The sequence below is a fragment of the Dyella sp. AD56 genome, assembly GCF_002878475.1.
Lineage (GTDB): Bacteria > Pseudomonadota > Gammaproteobacteria > Xanthomonadales > Rhodanobacteraceae > Dyella.
In genome coordinates this window covers 162,444-181,992 of record NZ_NRDP01000016.1, presented here as the reverse complement: position 1 = coordinate 181,992, position 19,549 = coordinate 162,444, and the positions used below count along the sequence as shown (strand labels likewise).

At 64.0% G+C, this 19,549-nt stretch carries 13 protein-coding genes; 9 read left to right on the top strand and 4 right to left on the bottom strand.

Features of this window, described 5'->3' with window-relative positions; translation table 11 throughout:
* Positions 1–128: 128 nt before the first annotated feature.
* On the top strand, positions 129–275 hold the full coding sequence (locus DyAD56_RS23905) for a hypothetical protein (protein WP_158241327.1): 147 nt from the start codon (positions 129–131) through the stop codon (positions 273–275).
* 216 nt (positions 276–491) lie between these two features.
* On the opposite strand, the gene zapE is transcribed toward DyAD56_RS23905, so the two are convergent.
* Together zapE and DyAD56_RS12680 are read right to left on the bottom strand one after the other, a co-directional pair.
* On the bottom strand, positions 492–1,613 hold the full coding sequence (zapE, locus tag DyAD56_RS12685) for a cell division protein ZapE (RefSeq protein ID WP_102303125.1): 1,122 nt from the start codon (positions 1,611–1,613) through the stop codon (positions 492–494).
* Between the two features lie 66 nt (positions 1,614–1,679).
* The gene (locus DyAD56_RS12680; RefSeq protein ID WP_102303139.1) at positions 1,680–2,369 is read right to left on the bottom strand and encodes an alpha/beta family hydrolase; all 690 of its coding nucleotides are present in this window, start codon (positions 2,367–2,369) and stop codon (positions 1,680–1,682) included.
* Positions 2,370–2,417: 48 nt separating this feature from the next.
* Here DyAD56_RS12680 and DyAD56_RS12675 point away from each other — a divergent pair, with 48 nt between their 5' ends.
* The gene (locus tag DyAD56_RS12675; RefSeq protein WP_102303124.1) at positions 2,418–3,002 is read left to right on the top strand and encodes an ACP phosphodiesterase; all 585 of its coding nucleotides are present in this window, start codon (positions 2,418–2,420) and stop codon (positions 3,000–3,002) included.
* Here the strand turns inward: DyAD56_RS12675 and DyAD56_RS12670 are convergent.
* Positions 2,999–3,889 (bottom strand): LysR family transcriptional regulator, encoded by an 891-nt coding sequence (locus tag DyAD56_RS12670; protein ID WP_102303123.1) that lies wholly within the window; start codon positions 3,887–3,889, stop codon positions 2,999–3,001. The two genes, DyAD56_RS12675 and DyAD56_RS12670, sit on opposite strands and share 4 nt — an antisense overlap.
* A 107-nt stretch (positions 3,890–3,996) precedes the next feature.
* On the opposite strand from DyAD56_RS12670, the gene DyAD56_RS12665 reads away from it, so the two are divergent.
* Positions 3,997–5,181: a serine hydrolase domain-containing protein gene (locus DyAD56_RS12665; RefSeq protein WP_102303122.1), complete on the top strand. Its 1,185-nt coding sequence runs from the start codon at positions 3,997–3,999 to the stop codon at positions 5,179–5,181.
* On the top strand, positions 5,178–6,368 hold the full coding sequence (locus DyAD56_RS12660) for an MFS transporter (protein ID WP_102303121.1): 1,191 nt from the start codon (positions 5,178–5,180) through the stop codon (positions 6,366–6,368). The genes DyAD56_RS12665 and DyAD56_RS12660 overlap by 4 nt, the downstream gene beginning before the upstream one ends.
* Before the next feature lie 799 nt (positions 6,369–7,167).
* On the opposite strand, the gene DyAD56_RS12655 is transcribed toward DyAD56_RS12660, so the two are convergent.
* Positions 7,168–7,665 (bottom strand): c-type cytochrome, encoded by a 498-nt coding sequence (locus DyAD56_RS12655; RefSeq protein ID WP_199178959.1) that lies wholly within the window; start codon positions 7,663–7,665, stop codon positions 7,168–7,170.
* A 657-nt stretch (positions 7,666–8,322) separates the two neighbouring features.
* Between DyAD56_RS12655 and DyAD56_RS12650 the strand changes: the two genes are divergently transcribed.
* From DyAD56_RS12650 to DyAD56_RS12625, 5 genes are all read left to right on the top strand, one after another.
* Positions 8,323–9,594, top strand: a complete 1,272-nt coding sequence (locus DyAD56_RS12650) for an efflux RND transporter periplasmic adaptor subunit (protein WP_102303119.1) — start codon at positions 8,323–8,325, stop codon at positions 9,592–9,594.
* 140 nt (positions 9,595–9,734) lie between these two features.
* A complete protein-coding gene (locus tag DyAD56_RS12645; protein ID WP_102303118.1) occupies positions 9,735–12,971 on the top strand; it encodes an efflux RND transporter permease subunit in 3,237 nt (1,078 codons plus the stop codon).
* Positions 12,972–13,090: 119 nt separating this feature from the next.
* Entirely contained in the window at positions 13,091–13,600 is a 510-nt protein-coding gene (locus tag DyAD56_RS12640; protein ID WP_158241326.1) for a Rossmann fold nucleotide-binding protein, read from the top strand.
* Between the two features lie 273 nt (positions 13,601–13,873).
* Entirely contained in the window at positions 13,874–17,002 is a 3,129-nt protein-coding gene (locus tag DyAD56_RS12630; protein WP_102303115.1) for an efflux RND transporter permease subunit, read from the top strand.
* A 247-nt stretch (positions 17,003–17,249) separates the two neighbouring features.
* Positions 17,250–19,478, top strand: a complete 2,229-nt coding sequence (locus DyAD56_RS12625) for an NADP-dependent isocitrate dehydrogenase (protein WP_102303114.1) — start codon at positions 17,250–17,252, stop codon at positions 19,476–19,478.
* Positions 19,479–19,549: the final 71 nt, after the last annotated feature.

Below are 19,549 nucleotides of genomic sequence, written 5' to 3'. Positions count from 1 at the left end.
CCGCATCGACGCATCCGCATCGACGCAATGTGCAGCTCTGCTGCACGAGCCGTGCGCTCTCGCTTTTGATGTACCGGCCCCCTGTGCGGCGGTGAGGGGTGGACGATCAGGCCCGCAGGGGGATCGGCATGGATGCCGATCCCTTTTCGCCAGGGCAGGATGCCCTGGCGAAAAGCCCGGCCGCCCCTCACGAACTGGCCGGCTTCATCGGCCAGCGCCAAGTGGGGGTGCCCTTTCTTTGGGTTACTTTTCTTTGGGCAAGCAAAGAAAAGTGACTCGGCCTCCGGCAGGAGGTCGAAACGCTCGCCGCGTAGGCGGCCAGATCGCCGTAGCGCGACAACCAAACGCAAAGTCACTGGATCCCTGCCTTCGCAGGGATGACCGTTTCATCGAAACGATAAGGCGAGCACCCACCCCTCACCCCAACCCTCCCCCCGAAGGGGCGAGGGAGCAGAGCCGAGGCTTCGAGGACGCGTAACAGCACCCCTCAACTACGACAAATGCTCACTCGCGAGATACTCCTCACTCTGCATCTCGATCAACCGCGACTCCGTACGACCAAACTCCGCACGCAGCCGCTCACCGTCATACAACTCCGTAATCGGCGCAGCAGCGGACAAGATCAACTTCACTTTGCGGTCGTAAAACTCATCCACCAACAGCACGAAGCGCCGCGCCGCATCGTCGGTGTAAACGGTGAACTGCGGAACATTGGAAACAATCACAGCGGGGCCAGCCTTAGCCAACTCGATGTAGTCGGACACAGCGCGTGGGCCTTCGCACAACGCGGCGAAATCGAACCACAGGATATTGCGCGCGCGCTTGCGCACGGGAATGGGGCGGTCGTTGACGATGATGTCGCCACCATCCTGCACCGTGCCTTCAGCCTGCGTGGTGAAAATGCGGGAGAGGGCGCGCTCGGCTTCCGGGCCCGGTGGGGTCTGGTATACCGCCGCTTGCGTGAGCGCGCGCAGGCGCCAGTCGTGCGAGGAGATCATCTGCACCACGCGGCAGTGCTTTTCGATCAGCGCGATGGCCGGCAGGAAGCGGGCGCGCTGCAGGCCGTCTTTGTAGAGGTTTTCTGGTGCGGTGTTCGAGGTCGTCACCAGTGCCACACCGCGCTCGAACAGCGACTGCAGCAGCGTGCCCAGGATCATCGCGTCGCCGATATCGTTCACCAGGAACTCGTCCAGGCACAACACGCGACAGCGCGAGGCGATGTTAGTGGCGACTTCGATCAGCGGATCCTGTCGCTCGCCAAGTTCGCGCAATTGCTCCTGCACCTCGCCCATAAAGCGGTGGTAGTGCCGGCGCAGCGCCATGCCCTGCGGCAGACTTGCCACGAACATGTCCATCAGGAAGGTCTTGCCGCGACCCACGCTGCCCCATAGGTACAGGCCCTGCACGCCTTCGCGCGTGTCGTTGCCGAGCAGCGATTTCAGACGGCCAAACAGGCCGCTGCCGTTACCGCTGGCGGCTGCCGCGATGAGTTCGGCATGCATGCGGTCGAATTCAGGCAGCAGCGCTTGCTGTGCGGGGTCGGCTTCCCAGCGGTGCGCGCTGACGCCTTCGTGATAACGCGCACTGGGCGCGAGCGGGACGGAGTTACTCATGGGTACGGCGGACTCTTCGGATGCTCCGTGGCGACGCGGAGCATCGAACGGGGGGAGGGTAGGGCATCAATCCTGACGCAGCGGCGGCAGCCACGGCTGCACGGCGTGCTTGATGGCGCCGCGCAGATCCATCAGGCGGCGGTGGAAGAAGTGGCTGGTTTCCGGCATGCGCACCAGTTCGGGTTTTTGGTCCATGCCGTCGATCCAGTCGAACACGGCCTGCGGGTCGACCACTTCGTCTTCCTCGCCCTGCACCACCAGCCAGGGGCAGGTGGGCAGTTGGATGTCTTCGAACGGCCAGCGGCCGGCCGGGGGCGCGATGCTGATCAACGCATCGGCACGCAAGCGCACCGCATTGCGGATCGACACATAGCTGCCAAACGAGAAGCCCGCCAGCCACAGCGCGTCGTTCGGGCGCAGTCGGCGCACCCAGGCGGCTACGGCGGCGAGGTCGTCGCCTTCGCCGTTGCCGTGGTCGTATGTGCCTTCTGACTCGCCAGTACCGCGGAAATTGAACCGGACGGTATCCAGCCCCGACTCGCGCAGCGAGCGCTCCACCATCGTCACCACTTTGTTGTGCATGGTGCCGCCCTGCAGCGGGTGCGGATGGCAGATGATGGCGGTGCCGCGGCGTGCCTCTTCGGGCACGGCCACGTCGCTCACAGCTTCGAGCTTGCCCGCGGGCCCTTCCAGCGCGAAGCTGGCAGCCTGCTCAGGAAAACGGTCGGGTTGGGTAGGGATCATGACGGGGTTCATAAACACGATGATAACCGCCATGTGCCCCGGACGTTCGGGCGGACGGCGATGAATCATCTTGCGCATACATTGCTGGCGGGTGACGACGAGCTGCTGCGGCTGGGCGGCTTGATGGGCGATTTCGTCCACGGTCAGCCCGATCCGGCGCTCCCGGCGAGGCTGATCGCCGGTATACGCCTGCATCGCGCGATCGACGTTTACACCGACAGTCATCCCGTAGTGGCGGAGGCACGCACACTGCTGCCGGCACCGTATCGCCGCTACGGCGGCATCCTGTTGGACATGTGGTTCGACCATTTGCTCGCGCGCGATTTCCCGCGTTGGAGTGATCAATCGTTGGACGCCTATTCGGCGGGCGTGCGCGAACTGCTCTATCGTCACGAGTCACTGTTGCCGCCTGGCTTGTTGCGCTTCCGTCACTACATGGACGCGCATGCGCTGCCGGCAGGCTATGCGCGACCGGAGGAAATGGGCGCGGCGTTCGATGGCATCTCCCATCGCTTGCGGCGAGCCAACCCCGTGGGGGAGGCGTTGCCCGTGCTAGTGGGGCTGGACCGGCCGCTGCAGGCGACGTTCGAGACATTCTTTCCCGAACTGAAGCAGTTCGCCGCGCAATGGATTGAGGCGAACTAGCCGCAGAGCTTGTCGCACAGCAGTCGTTCGCCCACGTAATCCACGAACGCGCGCAGCTTGGGCAGCATGTGCCGCCCTGATGGCCACAACAGGTAGAACGTGCCGCACACCTGGGCGTATTCGTCCAATACAGGCACCAGTTCGCCTGACGCCAGCGCCTTGCGCACCGCGTGTTCCGGCACGTAGGCAATGCCGCGCCCGCGCATGGCGAAGCAGACGCGGGTATCCACGTCGTTGCACACCATGGCGATGGGCACCTCGACCTCTGGAGGCACCGGCCACGCCTCCAGCTTGCCGCTGGTGGGGAAGCGGTAATGCAGACAGTCGTGTTGCGCCAGGTCAGAAGGGATGGTCGGCGTACCCCGGCGTGCCAGGTATTCAGGCGACGCGACCAGTAGTCGCCGGAATGTGCCGACGCGCCGGGCGATGAGGCGCGAGTCGCTCGGCACGCCAACGCGCAGCACGGCATCGAAACCTTCTTCGATGACATCGACGAGACGATCGTCGAAATCCAGGTCCAGCCGCACGTGCGGATAGGCTTCCATGAAGTCCGAGAGCACCGGCAGCACCAGGCCGCTGACCAGCGGCAGGCTCACCCGCAGGGAGCCGCGGGGTTCAGCGAACTGGCTGTGCAGCTCCGCTTCGGCCAGTTCCAATTCACCCAGAATGCGCCGGCTGCGCGCCAAGAACTGTTGTCCCTCTGCCGTCAGCGCGATGCTGCGCGTGCTGCGGTGGAATAGGCGCACGCCCAACTGCCCTTCCAGCCGCGAGACGGCCTTACCCACGGCCGAGGCCGAGACGCCCTGCAGGCGGCCGGTTTCCACAAAGCTCAGGTTGTCGGCGACCTGCGCGAAGGTCTGCAGCAGGCCCAGGCTGTCCACGTTCATGGATTGCGGAACTCCAGGTCCGTAAAGCCACGAACTCTACCCGTCTTTTTCCGTGGATGCGCGGTATCTAACGTAGCGGTCCCCATTCCCAGGAAGGAACGCCCCCCATGACATCGAGCCAGAGCCTTGCTCTTGAGCCGGTTTCCGCCACCGGTCCGATCGATGCGGTTATCAACCTCGCCATCGACCAGCAGCGGCTGGTGGGCGCGGTCGTGCTGGTCCAGCATCGCGGCCGCGAGCTGTATCGGCGCAGCGCTGGCTGGGCGGATCGGGAGAACCGCCGGCCGATGCGCACCGACACGCTGTTCCGCCTTGCTTCGGTCAGCAAACCCATCGTCACCACGGCGGCGATGGTGCTCGCCGGCCGCGGCGTGGTGGATCTGGATATTCCGGTGACCCGCTGGGTACCGGACTTTCAACCGCGCCTGGCCGACGGCAGCGCGCCGGATATCACCCTGCGCCAACTGCTGAGCCACCAGTCTGGCCTCGGCTACCGCTTCCTCGAATCCGATGCGAGCGGCCCGTACGCGCAGGCCGGCGTGTCGGACGGCATGGACGCCAGCGGCATTACCTTGGCGGAGAACCTGCGCCGCATCGCCACGGTGCCGTTGCAGTTCGCGCCGGGCGAAGGGTGGTTTTACTCGCTGGGCATCGATGTGGCCGGTGGTGTGCTGGAGGCGGCAACGGGCAAGCCGCTGGACGAGATCGTCCGCGATACCGTCACCGGGGCGCTGGGCATGGCTGATACCGACTTCCATGCGCTCACTCCCGCGCGCCTGGCCACGCCGTACGTCAACGACGAGCCGGCACCACACGAGCTCGGCGAGGGCGAGATTGTCCCGCCGTTCCCGGATGTGGCGGGCATCATCTACAGCCCTGAGCGCGCGTTGGATGGCAGCGCCTTTGCCTCGGGCGGGGCTGGCATGGTGGGCACCGCCGATGACCTGATGCGTTTGCTGGAAGTGCTGCGCCAGGGCGGTGGGCCCATCCTCGATCACGCCTGGGTAGCGCAGATGGCACGCAACCACACGGGCGAACGCGGGCCGGAAGATGCGCCGGGCTGGGGTTTCGGCCTGGGCTTCTCAGTGCTGCGCGATGCCGCTGCTACCGGCACGCCGGAGGCAGCCGGCAGTTGGCGCTGGGGCGGCGCCTATGGGCATAGCTGGTTCGTCGATCCGGCGCGGGAGTTGAGCGTCGTGGCCTTCACCAACACCCTTTACGAAGGCATGTCTGGCGCCTTCGTCACCGAGTTGCGCGACGCCGTCTATGGCGCGCTGGAGGGGACGCTATGAATCCCGTCGAGGAGGCGTTGCCACGCGACGCCTGCCTTCCCACCCCCGCACGCCTCCCGCTGCTTGGTCTGCTCGCGCTGGCCTGCGGTGCCTTCATCACGGTGCTTACCGAGTGCGTCGTGGCCGGCCTGTTGCCGGCCATGAGCCACGATCTACGGATCAGCGAGGCGCTGGTCGGCCAGCTCACCACCATCTACGCCGTGGGCTCGATGCTCACAGCGATTCCCGTAGTCAAGTTCACCAGCCACTTGCCGCGCCGACCGTTGCTGCTCGCGGCGCTGATTGGCTTTGCGTTGGTCAACAGCGCGATGGCGTGGTCGCAGTCGTACGCCTTGATGATGGTCACTCGCTTCTTCGCGGGTGTGGCTGCAGGCCTGCTGTGGTCACTGGTGGCCGGTTACGCCAGCCGCATGGTGGCGCCGCATCAGCAAGGCCGAGCCATTGCCGTGGCGATGCTGGGTACGCCGCTGGCGATGACCATCGGCATTCCCGTCGGTACCTGGCTATCGCAGTTGATCGGCTGGCGCTGGGTCTTCGGCCTGATGTCGTTGCTGAGCCTGGTGCTGGTGGCCTGGGCACGCGCCACCTTGCCGCCAGTACCGGGCCTGCCACCACAGACCCAAGGCAGGTTGCGCGACGTGGTGGCATTACCCGGCCTGCTGCCGGTGTATCTGGTGATGCTGCTCGCCGTGCTCGCGCACAACGTGCTTTACACCTATATCGCCCCGTTCGCCGCGCTGTCCGGCGCGCAGGCATCGTTGGACCGGCTGCTGCTGCTGTTCGGCGTGGCATCGGTGGTGAGCATCGTCATCACCGGTGCGCTGATTGACCGTTGGATGCGGCCGCTGATGGCCATTGGCACCGGCCTGTTCCTGCTCGCCGCGCTGGCGATGGCGGTGTGGCCGTATTCGTCGGCGGTGCTCGTAGGGGCGGTATTGGTGTGGGGACTGGGGTTTGGCGGCGCCGCGACGTTGATTCAGACGGCGGTTGCGCGGCGTGCCGGTGACCAGCAGGACCTTGGTCAGTCATTGGTGGTGGTGGGGTGGAATCTGGCGATTGCCGGTGGTGGTGTGGTGGGTGGGGTGCTGCTGAAGACAGCGGGTGTGGTGATGTTGCCGTGGTCGTTGGTGGTGTTGTTGGTGGTGACAGTGGGGGTGGTGGTGCCGGCTAGGAGGGCTTGGGCATGAGGTTGCTCTAGCGTGAGCTCTTGGCTCCCTCGCCCCTCCGGGGAGAGGGTTGGGGTGAGGGGTCAATCTAGCCTCACCATTTCGTTTCCCACCTCGGCGCGGGTTTTCATCCAGTTTCTGTATCGCTTAGTTGTTGCGTTACGACGACCTGGCTCGCCTGCCGCGGGTTTCCGAACTGCTGCCGCAGTCCGGGTCACTTTTCTTTGTTTGCCCAAAGAAAAGTAACCCAAAGAAAGGGCCCCCCGGATGAGGCGCCTATCGGGCTGAAGCCCGATAGGTACGCGGTCGGGTTCCGGGCTTTTCGACGGGGCTCCTGCCCCGGCGAAAAGTGGCTGGCATCCATGCCAGCCACCCCTGCGGGGCCTTTTCTCCACCCGCCCGCCGCCTCATACGTGGACCCGGTAGATCAAGAGCCTCGAGCCGTCAGTTTTCGCCTTTGACCTTCGGGCCCCCTCACGAACTGGCCGGCTTCACCGGCCAGCGCCAAGTGGGGGTGCCCTTCTCTTTGGTTACTTTCTCTTGGGCAAGCAAGAGAAAGTGACCCGGCCTCCGGCAGGAGGTCGGAAGCCCGCGGCAGGCGAGCCAGTTCGCCGTAGCGCGACAACCGAGCGCAAAGTCACTGGACCCCTGCCTGCGCAGGGGTGACGGTTCTTTTGCGGTAGTGGGGCAAGAACGTCCCCTCACCCCAACCCTCTCCCCAAAGGGGCGAGGGAGCAAAAGCAAGCGGCGCCATCCCCAGGGCCCCAAAAGAAAACGCCGCCCAAAGGCGGCGTCATCCGAAACTCCCGAAAGCGAAGACTTACTTCGCCTGATCCACAATCCAGTGCACCGCGGCCTTCACCTGATCATCCGTCAGCGCCGGATTACCACCCTTGGCCGGCATCATGTTGCCATCCGGCCCCTTGTAGCCATCCGTCGCATGCTTGACCAGCGTGTCGAGGCCCTCAGCGATGCGCGGACCCCAGCTGGACTTGTCGCCCAGCTTCGGCGCGCCAGCGATGCCAGCGGTGTGGCAGCTGTGGCAGAGGTTGTCGTAAATGGTCTTGCCGTCGGTGCTGCCACCGTAGGCAACCTGCGCGGCGGCGGCCTTGGTGGCGGCGTCCTGCGCGGCCTGCATGGCGGCGCGGCCCGTGTCGCCCGCGTAGACAGCGCCGGCTGGCGCAATGCGCGCTTCGGTTTGGGCGGCGGTTTGCGGATTTACTTCTTTCGGCTCATGGTCGTAGATCAACCACGCGCCGCCGATCAGCAGCAGAGTCAGTACAGACAAGCCCAGGATCAGCAGGGAAAAGCTGCGCATGAAGCTCTGGTCGGATTTCGTCAGGGAACCGCTCACGCAATGACTCCAATTCAATGGACAGATCAAAGGACAGCCAGATGGCCGGATTAGCTTTGGTTCAGACAACAATTGGTCGAGTATAGACGAAGGCCGCGGCAAGTTTCAGTCGGGTGCCGGCGGCGTCGTGTCGCGCCTAAGTCGTACCTAAGAGCCTGTTTATAGTCTCCGCGTAGCCCGCGTTGCTCTTGAGTGGTCAGCCAGCGGCGGCTCGTGGCGCAGCGCCTGCCTGGTGGGCAGGTCAAGCTGCGGGCTGTCGTTGGCTGGCCACTCAAGAGCAACCCGTCGGGCCGGGTCTGTTTGCCCACAGGCCGGCGTCATCACTCAGTCGTGTACGGACGTACACTCCTTCTCTCTTCCTTGTCCTGCGCGCAAACAGCTCCCGGCGCGGGCCACGCGGAGACTATAAACAGGCTCTAAGGGGGCTCTGGTTTCATGCAAGTTTCTTCATTTTGACGCGATAAGCTGTCAAAACCCTGCCATCGGTCATAGGGCACCCATGTCAACTGGCATTGTCTATTGCCGTTGAACTGACCCTATCCTTTCATACGACACATAGGTCAGGCGCGCGGAGCGCACCGGTGGGGTCGGGTGGCCTGTCTTTCATTCTGGGAGTTTTTCATGTCGCGTTTTTGGAAGATCGCGCTGATCGTTGTGGCCGTGATCGTGGTGGGAGGCATCGGCTTCCGTTTGCTGCATAAGCCTGCTGCCGAGGAAGGCGCGCAGGGGCAGCACGGTGGTCAGCACAAGGGACAAGGCCAGGGCGATGCCGCCGGTCAGGACAAGGATGCCGCACCCGTGCCGGTGACGGTCGAGCCCGTGGTCAAGCAGGATGTGCCGGTGTATCTCACCGCGCTGGGCACCGTGCAGGCGCTCAACACGGTCACCGTGAATCCGCAGATCGGCGGCCAGATGCTCAGCATCAATTTCAAGGAAGGCCAGGAAGTGAAGAAGGGCGACCTGCTGGCGCAGATCGACCCGCGTCCGTTCCAGGCTGCCTACGACCAGGCCGTGGGCAAGCAACAGATGGACGAAGCGCAGCTCTCCACCGCGCAGAGCACGCTCAAGCGCAACGACGCACTGGTGGCCAAGGGCTACGTGGCCCAGTTGGACATGGACACCTACCGCAACAACGTGGCCAACCTGATCGCCAGCGTGACGGCCGATAAGGCAGCGGTGCGCGCGGCCAAGGTCAACCTGGACTTTACCCGCATCATTTCGCCGATCGACGGCGTAGCCGGCATTCGCCAGGTCGACCCGGGCAATGTGGTCATCACGACGACCAATCTGGTCACGCTGACCCAGATCCACCCGATCTACGTGATGTTCAACCTGCCAGAGCAGAACCTGGAAGCAGTCCGCTCCGCATCGGGCAACGGCGACCCGCTGGAAGTGCTGGCGCTGGACCGCGCCGATGCGCACACCATTGCCGACGACGGCCAGCTCAATGTGATCGACAACCAGATCGACACCACCACCGGCACGTTCAAGCTGCGCTCGGTGTTCCAGAACACCAAGGCTGACCTGTGGCCAGGCCAGTTCGTCAACGTGCGCCTGAAGGTGCGTACGGTGTCGGGCGGTCTGGTGATCCCGGCGCAGGCGGTGCAGCGCGGTCCGGACGGCGACTACGTGTACCTGCTGCAGCAGGACCAGACGGTCAAGATGCAGCCGGTGAAGGTGGCCAATGAGGTGGGCGACAGCCACGTCATGATCACCTCGGGCCTGGCGCTCAACGATCAGGTGGTGACGGAAGGCCAGTTCCGCCTCAAGCCGGGCAGCAAGGTCAAGGCGCTCAAGCCGGGCGAAGTGCCGGCAGCGCCGACGACGGCCGAGATGGACAAGGCCAAGAAGAATGCCAAGCAGCAGGGCGGCGGCGGTCGCCGCGGCGGCTAAGCGGGCGCAAGGGAACAAGGCAGCGGGGGCCGAGGGCTTCCGCTGCCGGTGGCAGGGCAAGGACGCGCCGCGTGCCGTCGCCGCCACCCCGACAACGCATTGCGCGAGCAAGCTGACAGCCACTCATTGACGGCAAACTTATGGGCTTCTCCACACTCTTCATTCGCCGACCCATCGCCACCTCGCTCTTGATGGTGGCGGTGCTGCTGCTCGGTATCCTCGGTTACCGCGAGCTGCCGGTGTCGGCGCTCCCCGAGATCGACGCACCCAGTCTGGTCGTGACTACGCAGTATCCGGGCGCCAGCGCCTCGACCATGGCGTCACTGGTTACCACGCCGCTGGAGCGCAACCTGGGCCAGATCTCCGGCCTGAGCATGATGACCTCCGACTCGTCGGCGGGTCTCTCGACCATCGTGCTGCAGTTCGCGATGGATCGTGACATCGACATTGCGGCGCAGGACGTACAGGCGGCCATCAATCAGGCGCGTGGCACGTTGCCCCAGACGCTGCCGTATCCGCCGGTCTATAACCGCGTGAACCCGGCCGACGCGCCGATCATGACGCTCAAGCTCACGTCAGAGAGCCTGCCGCTGCGTGAGGTGAACAACTACGCTGACTCGATCCTCGCGCAGAAGCTCTCGCAGGTGCAGGGCGTGGGTCTGGTGTCCATCGCTGGCAACGTGCGCCCGGCCGTGCGTGTGCAGGTGAATCCGTCGCAGCTCGCCAATCTTGGCCTGACGATGGAAGACGTGCGCAGTTCGCTCACCGAGGCCAACGTGAACGCGCCCAAGGGCACGCTCAACGGCGCCACGCAGTCCTACAGCATCGGCACCAACGATCAGTTGGCGACCGCGGCTGAGTACAAAGACACCATCATCGCGTACAAGAACAACGCGCCGGTGCGTCTGTCCGACGTCGCCGCCGTGGTGGATGGGGTAGAGAACGACCAGCTCGCTGCATGGGCGAACGGCAAGCCCGCCGTGCTGCTCGACGTCCGTCGCCAGCCGGGCGCCAACATCGTGCAGACCGTGCAGCAGATCCGCGCGATCCTGCCGCAGTTGCAAGCTGTGCTGCCGGCGGACGTGCATCTGGACGTCTTCGCTGACCGCACCATCACCATCCGCGCCTCGGTGGAGGACGTGCAGTTCACGCTGATCCTCACCATCTTCCTGGTGGTGGCGGTGATCTTCGTGTTCCTGCGCCGCCTGTGGGCCACCATCATTCCGTCAGTGGCGGTGCCGCTGTCGCTGATGGGTACGTTCGGCGTCATGGCCTTCACCGGCATGTCGCTGGACAACCTCTCGCTGATGGCGCTTACCGTGGCCACCGGTTTCGTGGTGGACGATGCGATCGTGATGATCGAAAACATCGTGCGCTATATCGAGCAGGGCAAGGAAGGCAAAGAAGCGGCAGAGATCGGCGCGAAGGAAATCGGCTTCACCGTGCTGTCGCTGACCGTGTCGCTGATCGCGGTGTTCCTGCCGCTGTTGCTGATGCCGGGCGTTACCGGTCGCCTGTTCCACGAATTTGCGTGGGTGCTCACCATCGCGGTGGCCATCTCCATGCTGGTGTCGCTGACGCTGACACCGATGATGTGCGCCTACCTGCTCAAGCCCGACGCACTGCCGGAAGGCGACGATGCGCACGAGCGCCATGCCGCCGCCGGCAAGAAGACCTGGTGGTCGCGTCTGGTCAATGTGTACGAGAGTTCGCTGGACTGGGTGCTCGGCCACCAGAGGCTGACCATCCTGATCGCGGGCGCCACCGTCGTGCTCACCGTGTTCCTCTACATCGTGATCCCCAAGGGCCTGCTACCCGAGCAGGACACGGGCCTGATCACCGGTGTCGTGCAAGCCGATCAGAACGTCGCCTTCCCGCAGATGGAACAGCGCACCAAGGCCGTGGCCGATGCGTTGCGCCGTGACAAGGCGGTGACCGGTGTAGCGGCCTTTATCGGCGCAGGCTCGATCAACCCGACGCTCAACCAGGGTCAGCTCAGCATCGTGCTGAAGGATCGCGGTGACCGCGACAGCCTTGACGACGTGGTGGCCCGCTTGCAGAGGGAAGCTGCCGGCATTCCAGGCGTGGCTCTGTATCTGAAGCCCGTGCAGGATGTGACGCTGGACAGCCGCGTGTCCGCCACCGAGTACCAGTACTCGATGTCTGACGTGAACGCGGCGGAGCTTTCCAACTACGCCACGCGGATGACGCAGGCGCTGCGCGAGCGCAAGGAACTGGCCGACGTCGACAACAACCTTGCCGACCAGGGCACCTCGCTCAAGCTCACCATCGACCGCGAAAAGGCCAGCCGTCTCGGCGTGCCGGTGCAGACCATCGACGACACGCTGTACGACTCGTTCGGCCAGCGCCAGATCTCGACCATCTTCACCCAGCTCAACCAGTACCGCGTGGTGCTGGAAGTGGCGCCGCAGTTCCGCACCAGCACCGCGTTGCTCAACCAGCTCACGGTAAAGAGCAACGGCAGCGGCGCATTGACGGGCAGCAATGCCACGGCATTTGGTCAGGTGGCGTCGAGCAACTCGTCGACCAGCACCGGCCTGGGCGTGGCCAACATCGGCGTGATCGTCGGTGCTGGCGGCACCATTCCGCTGGCCTCGCTGGCGACGGCCGAGGTCACCACTGCGCCGCTGGTGGTCAGCCATCAGCAGCAGCTGCCGGCCGTGACCATCTCGTTCAACCTCGCGCAGGGCTACTCACTGTCCGAGGCGGTTGATGCGATCCACGAGGTGGAGCAGCAGTTGGACTTCCCGCCGCAGGTGCGTGGCCAGTTCATCGGCAAGGCGGCGGAGTTCTCCACCTCGCTGACCAATGAAGTGCTGTTGCTGGTCGCCTCCATCGTGGTGATCTACATCGTGCTGGGCGTGCTGTACGAGAGCTACATCCACCCGTTGACCATCATCTCGACCCTGCCGCCGGCCGGTGTGGGTGCCTTGCTGGCACTGCTCCTGTGCGGCATGAGTCTGTCGGTGGATGGCATCGTGGGTATCGTGTTGCTGATCGGTATCGTGAAGAAGAACGCGATCATGATGATCGACTTCGCGATCGAGGCGCAGCGCGAGGGCATGAAGCCGCACGAGGCGATCCGTCGTGCGTGTCTGCTGCGCTTCCGCCCGATCATGATGACCACCGCGGCCGCCATGCTCGGTGCCTTGCCGCTGGCATTGGGCAACGGCATTGGCGCGGAGCTGCGCCGTCCGCTGGGTGTATCTATCGTCGGCGGCCTGCTGTTGTCGCAGTTGGTGACGCTGTACACCACGCCGGTGATCTACCTCTACATGGAGCGCTTCTCCGACTGGCTGCGCGAGCGTCGCGAACGCCGCGCGCTCGAGCAGGCACAGACGCGCGGCGCAGTGTGATGACGCTCGACCGGCCCGGTATGCACCGGGCCAAGCAATAAGACCACCCAAGGGGGCGCGGCCATCATGGCGCGCCCCTTTTGGCGTTATCCGGGCTCGACACAAGGATCGACATGGACATGACAAGGAAACCCCAGGTTTGCGTGCTCGGCAGCGCGGAGCCGGGCTCGAAGGCGTACGAACTGGCGGGGCAAGCCGGTGCCTTGCTGGCGCGCGCAGGCATCACGCTGGTGAGCGGTTGCGGCAGCCCTGCCACGCGGCATGCGGCGCAAAGTGCGATCGATGCGGGCGGCCTGGTCGTCAGCATCATCCCGAGCGGCACCATGCCGGCCGTCGACTGGCCGGCGACCGTGGTGATTCCGTGCGGCATGGGCGATGCACGCAATCTGTTGATGGCGCTGGCCGGCGATGCCTGCCTCGTGATCGGTGGGCGCGCCGGCACCATTTCCGAAGTGTGCCTGGCCTGGCTTCATCATCGGCCGCTGTTGCCGCTGACCGGTTGCGGTGGCTGGTCGGATGGACTGCTGCAGAATCCGCCCGACGAGCGCGCCAATTCGCCCATCCTGCCGTGGGATTCCGTCGAGGTGCTGGAGGCAAAACTGAGGTCGCTTGGGCTGGTCCGCATTTAGACGTCTAAGTGCTGGATGTCTAAGGGACACCTAAGGGCCGCCACCGTACCGTGAGCACCCATGCCCCGCACTGCCATTTCCGCCTTCGCGGGAATGGCAGTGCGGAAAGTCGAGCTGCCCCGCAAGCGCAAGAAACTATCAACCAAATCTTCAGTCATGCGTTCTGCAGTCAATGTGCGGTATATACGTTTCTTCGTGCGTGCGCCCTGACGCGGTGCGCGGCTTCTCTGAACACCCTCGCGCCTGGCGCGTTGTTTCTGGTTTCCTGACGGCATGAACATCTCCGGCCCCTTCATCCGCCGCCCGATCGGCACCTCGCTGCTTGCCATGGGCGTGTTTGTGGTGGGTCTGATCTGCTACGCACTGCTGGGCGTGGCGGCGCTGCCGAACATGCAATTCCCGGTGATCTTTGTGCAGGCCAGCCAGGCCGGCGCCAGCGCAAGCACCATGGCCTCCACCGTGGCCGCGCCGCTGGAGCGGCACTTGGGCCAGGTGCCGGGCATCGACACCATGCGTTCGTCCAGTTCACTGGGCAGCACGCAGGTATTCCTGATGTTCGAGACGGGGCGGAATCTGGATTCCGCCGCGCGCGACGTGCAGGCCGCCATCAATGCGGCGCAGTCCGACTTGCCGAGTGGCCTCAACGCGCCGCCGAGTTACCAGAAAGCCAATCCAAACGACGATCCGATCATCGCCTTCGCGTTGACCTCCGAAACGCAGTCGGCGCGTGAGCTGTATGACATCGCCGATTCGCTGCTCGCGCAGCGCATCCGTCAGCTCGACGGCGTGTCGGAAGTGGACATCCTCGGCGCGGCGACACCGGCCGTTCGCGTTGATGTAAACCTGCGTCAGCTCAATGCGCTGGGTCTGTCGCCCGACCAGCTGCGCAACGCGCTCACTGCTGCCAACGTCACCTCGCCTCAGGGTTTCCTGTCGGACGGTAAAACGACCATGGCGGTGACGGCCAACGATTCGCTGCATACGGCGGCGGATTTCGCGGACCTGGTTATCGCGTCGAACAATGGTGTTCCCGTGCGCCTGTCGGATGTCGCCAAGGTGTACGACGGCCTGCAGGACGCGTATCAGGCAGCGTGGTTCCAGGGTAAGCCGGCGATTTTGATGTACGTCTATCGCCAGTCCAACGCCAACATCATCGGCACCGTGGATCGCGTGAAGGACGCCGTGCCGCTGTTGCGCAGCTACCTGCAGCCCGGCACCACGCTCACGCCGTACTTCGACGGTACGCCGACCATTCGCGCATCGCTACATGAAGTGCAGGCGACGTTGCTGATCAGCCTGGTCATGGTGATGCTCACGATGGCGTTGTTTCTGCGCCGTCTGGCACCCACCTTGATCGCCACCGCCGCCGTGCCGTTGTCGCTGGCTGGCGCCGCGATGGTGATGTACATCCTCGGCTTCACCCTCAACAACCTGACTCTGCTGGCGCTGGTCATCGCCATCGGCTTCGTCGTGGACGATGCCATCGTGGTGATCGAGAACATCGTCCGGCACATCGACCAGGGTATGACGCGCATGGAGGCGGCGCTGGCCGGCGCGAAGGAGATCGGCTTCACTATCGTGTCGATTACCGCCTCGCTGGTTGCCGTGTTCTTGCCACTCCTGTTCATGGGCGGCATCACGGGCCTGTTCTTCAAGGAATTCACCATCACGCTGGTGGCCGCGATCATCGTCTCGGCGTTCGTTTCGCTCACGCTCACCACCTCGCTGTGCGGCCAGTTCCTGAGCAGCCACGATCAGGACAAGCCGACCACGCGCGTTGGTATCGCCCTGGAGAAATTCCAGGCGGGCATGCTGGGTGTCTATTCGAAGTGCCTGAAGTTCTCGCTGAAACACGCGCTCGTATTCTCGCTGACGCCGTTGGTGTTGATTGGCATCACCGTGCTCCTGTTCGGTCAGGTGAAAACGGGTCTGTTCCCGCCGCAGGACACCGGCCTGATTCGTGGCCGCGCGACCTCCGGTGCGACGGTGTCGTTCCAGGATGCGGTCGAACGTCAGCAGCGCCTGATCAATATGTTGCTGAAGGATCACGACGTCGCCCGCGTGGGTTCGCGCCTGGGCACCAGCCGCCAGGGTGCATCAGGCACGTTCGATATCGAACTGAAGACACATGCACAGGGCCGCACGGACGACACATTCGCCGTGCTCGCGCGACTGAGCGCCAAGGCCGCGCGCTATCCCGACCTCAACGTGCGCCTGCGTCCCATCCAGGATCTGCCGAGTTTCGGCGGTGGCGGCGGCACCAGCCAGGGTGCGCAGTATCAGGTGTCGCTGCAGGGCGATGATCCCGAAGAGCTGACCCTGTGGCTGCCCAAACTGGTTGCCGAACTGAAAAAGAACCCCAAGCTCAAGGACGTGGGCAGCGATGTCGACGACGCCGGCTTGCAGCAGAATATCGTGATTGACCGCGACAAGGCCGCGCGCCTCAACGTAGGCATCGGCACCATCGACGGCGCGCTGTACAACGCGTTCGGCCAGCGCCAGATCAGCACCATCTATTCCGACCTCAACCAGTACAAGGTGGTGGTCAACGCGCTGCCGAACCAGACGGCAACGCCAGCCGCCATCGATGCGATTTACGTGGCCAGCAATAGCGGCAAGATGGTGCCGCTCACCGCCTTCGCGCATCAGGAAGCGGGGCTGGCACCCACGCAGATCTCGCACGAAAACCAGTACACCGTGATGAGCATGAGCTTCAACCTCGCGCCGGGCGTGAGCATGGGCGAAGCGCTGCAGATCATCCAGGCGACCGGTTCGCAGATGCGTCTTCCGGGCGACATCCGCATCAACATCGGTGGTGATTTCCGCCGCTTCCAGCAATCACAGAGCGGCATGTTGTGGCTGCTGCTCGGCGCTATCGTGGTTGTCTACATTGTCCTCGGCATGCTGTACGAGAGCCTGATCCATCCGGTGACGATTCTTTCCACTTTGCCAGCGGCAGGCGTCGGTGCGCTGATGGCGCTGTGGATCACCGATACCGAACTGTCGGTGATCGCGCAGATCGCGTTGGTATTACTCATCGGCATCGTCAAGAAGAACGCGATCATGATGATCGACTTCGCGCTGGTGTCGCGTCGCGAGCACGGGCTCAGCGCCTCCGATGCCGCCTACGAGGCAAGCATGGTGCGCTTCCGCCCGATCATGATGACCACCATGGTGGCGATTCTCGCCGCCGTGCCCATCGCCATCGGCCTGGGCGAAGGTTCGGACCTGCGTCGCCCACTGGGTATTGCGTTGATTGGCGGCCTGCTGATCTCCCAAAGCCTGACCCTGCTCAGCACCCCGGCGCTCTACGTGATCTTCTCGTGCCTGGCCGATCGTTTCAGCGCATGGCGCGCCAGGTTCCGTCAGCCGCGGCGCCTGCCCGCGGGCGAGAACGTCTGAGCGACTGCTATCCCTTTCAGGAGCGCAGCTGCGCTCCTGAAAAAAGCCTGCCGAACCATACCCTTGCGCATTGTTCCGGTCCGCGCTTTCGTGCTTCGCCCGAAATCGCGACAATAAGGGGCTTTCGTCCGCCCGTTTCGCCCCCATGTCGGTCGGCTCCGGACGTTTGGTGCGTCCGTGCGTGGCCCTGTCTGCGCGTCGCACCTTCCCCTTGGTAATGCCGTAGCCAGCGAGGTCATAGCAGACAATGTCGAACACGCCGAAGATCATTTACACGCTTACGGACGAAGCGCCGTACCTCGCCACGCATTCGCTGCTGCCCATCATCAAGGCGTTCACCAGCACCGCTGGTATCGCTGTCGAGACGCGCGACATCTCGCTGGCCGGTCGCATCATTGCCCAGTTCCCGGACATCCTGCCGGACAACCAGAAGATCGCCGACGACTTGACGGAACTTGGCCAGCTGGCGACCACGCCGGATGCCAACATCATCAAGCTCCCCAACATCAGTGCCTCGATGCCGCAGCTCAAGAGCGCGATCAAGGAACTGCAGTCGCAGGGTTACGCGCTGCCGGATTACCCGGAAGACCCGAAGGACGTCAGCGAGTGGAACGTCAAGGCGCGCTACGACAAGGTCAAGGGCAGTGCCGTGAACCCCGTGCTGCGCGAGGGCAATTCTGACCGCCGCGCGCCGCTTTCGGTGAAGAACTACGCACGCAAGCATCCGCACAAGATGGGCGCGTGGTCCAAGGATTCGCGGACGCACGTCGCCCACATGGACGGCGGCGACTTCTACGGTAGCGAGAAGTCCACCGTGGTCGACAAGGCCACCACCGTGAAGATCGAGTGGTTCGGCAAGGACGGCACCAGCAAGGTGCTGAAGGAAAAGACCGCGCTGAAGGACGGCGAGATCATCGACGCCGCTGTGATGAGCAAGAAAGCGCTGACCAGCTTCATCGACGCACAGATCGCTGAGGCGAAGAGCCAGGGCATCCTGTTCTCGCTGCATCTGAAGGCCACCATGATGAAGGTCTCCGACCCCATCATGTTTGGTTTCGCGGTCAACGAGTTCTATAAGGATGTGCTGACCAAGCACGCCGACGCACTCAAGAGTGTGGGCTTCGAGCCGAACAACGGCATCGGTGACCTCTATGCGCGCCTCGGCCAGCTGCCGCAGGCCACGCAGGATGCAATCCTCGCCGATATCTCGGCGGAGTACGCCAAGCGCCCGGCGCTGGCCATGGTCAATTCCGACAAGGGCATCACCAACCTGCACGTGCCGAGCGACGTCATCATCGACGCCTCCATGCCGGCGATGATCCGCGACTCCGGCAAGATGTGGAACGCTGAAGGCAAGCTCGAGGACACCAAGGCGGTGATCCCCGATCGCAGCTACGCGGGCGTGTACCAGGCCGTCATCGAAGACTGCAAAGCACATGGCGCGTTCGATCCGGCGACCATGGGCAGCGTGCCCAACGTGGGCCTGATGGCGCAGGCCGCCGAAGAGTACGGCTCGCACGACAAGACCTTCCAGATCGCTGGCGACGGCGTGGTCAAAGTCATCGACGAGTCCGGCAAGGTGCTGCTGGAGCAGCCGGTGGAAACCGGCGACATCTGGCGCATGTGCCAGACCAAGGACGCGCCGATCCAGGATTGGGTGAAGCTCGCCGTCACGCGTGCTCGCCTGTCCAACACGCCGGCCGTGTTCTGGCTCGATATCAACCGCGCGCACGACGCGCAGGTGATCAAGAAGGTCGAGCGCTACCTGAAGGACCACGACCTGTCCGGCTTGGACATTCGTGTGCTTTCGCCGGTGGATGCCACCACGTTCTCGCTGGAGCGCATCCGGAAGGGCCAGGACACCATCTCGGTCACCGGCAACGTGCTGCGTGACTACCTCACCGACCTGTTCCCGATCATGGAGCTCGGCACCAGCGCGAAGATGCTCTCCATCGTGCCGCTGATGGCCGGTGGTGGCTTGTTCGAAACCGGTGCGGGCGGTTCGGCGCCCAAGCACGTGCAGCAGTTCCTGGAAGAGGACTACCTGCGCTGGGATTCGCTGGGCGAATACCTCGCCATTGCCGCATCGTTAGAGCACCTCGCCAACCGCTACGACAACGCCGATGCTCGCGTGCTGGCCAAGACGCTGGACGAAGCCAACGGCAAGATCCTCGACAACAACAAGTCGCCGGCGCGCAAGGTTGGTGAGCTCGACAATCGCGGCAGCCACTTCTACCTCGCCATGTACTGGGCGCAGGCACTCGCCGCGCAGAACGACGACGCCAAGCTCAAGGCGAAGTTCGAGTCGATCGCGAAACTGCTCACTGAGAACGAAGCCAAGATTGTCGGCGAACTGAACGGTGCGCAGGGCAAGGCGGTTGATATCAAGGGCTACTACCACCCGAGCACGGACCTCATCACCCAGGCCATGCGCCCGAGCAAGACCTTCAACGACGCGTTGTCGTCGCTGGGCTGATCGCCTGTTTATCGGTGTATCAAAAGAAGGCCGCGAAAGCGGCCTTCTTTCATTCTGGTGCCTACCATTTC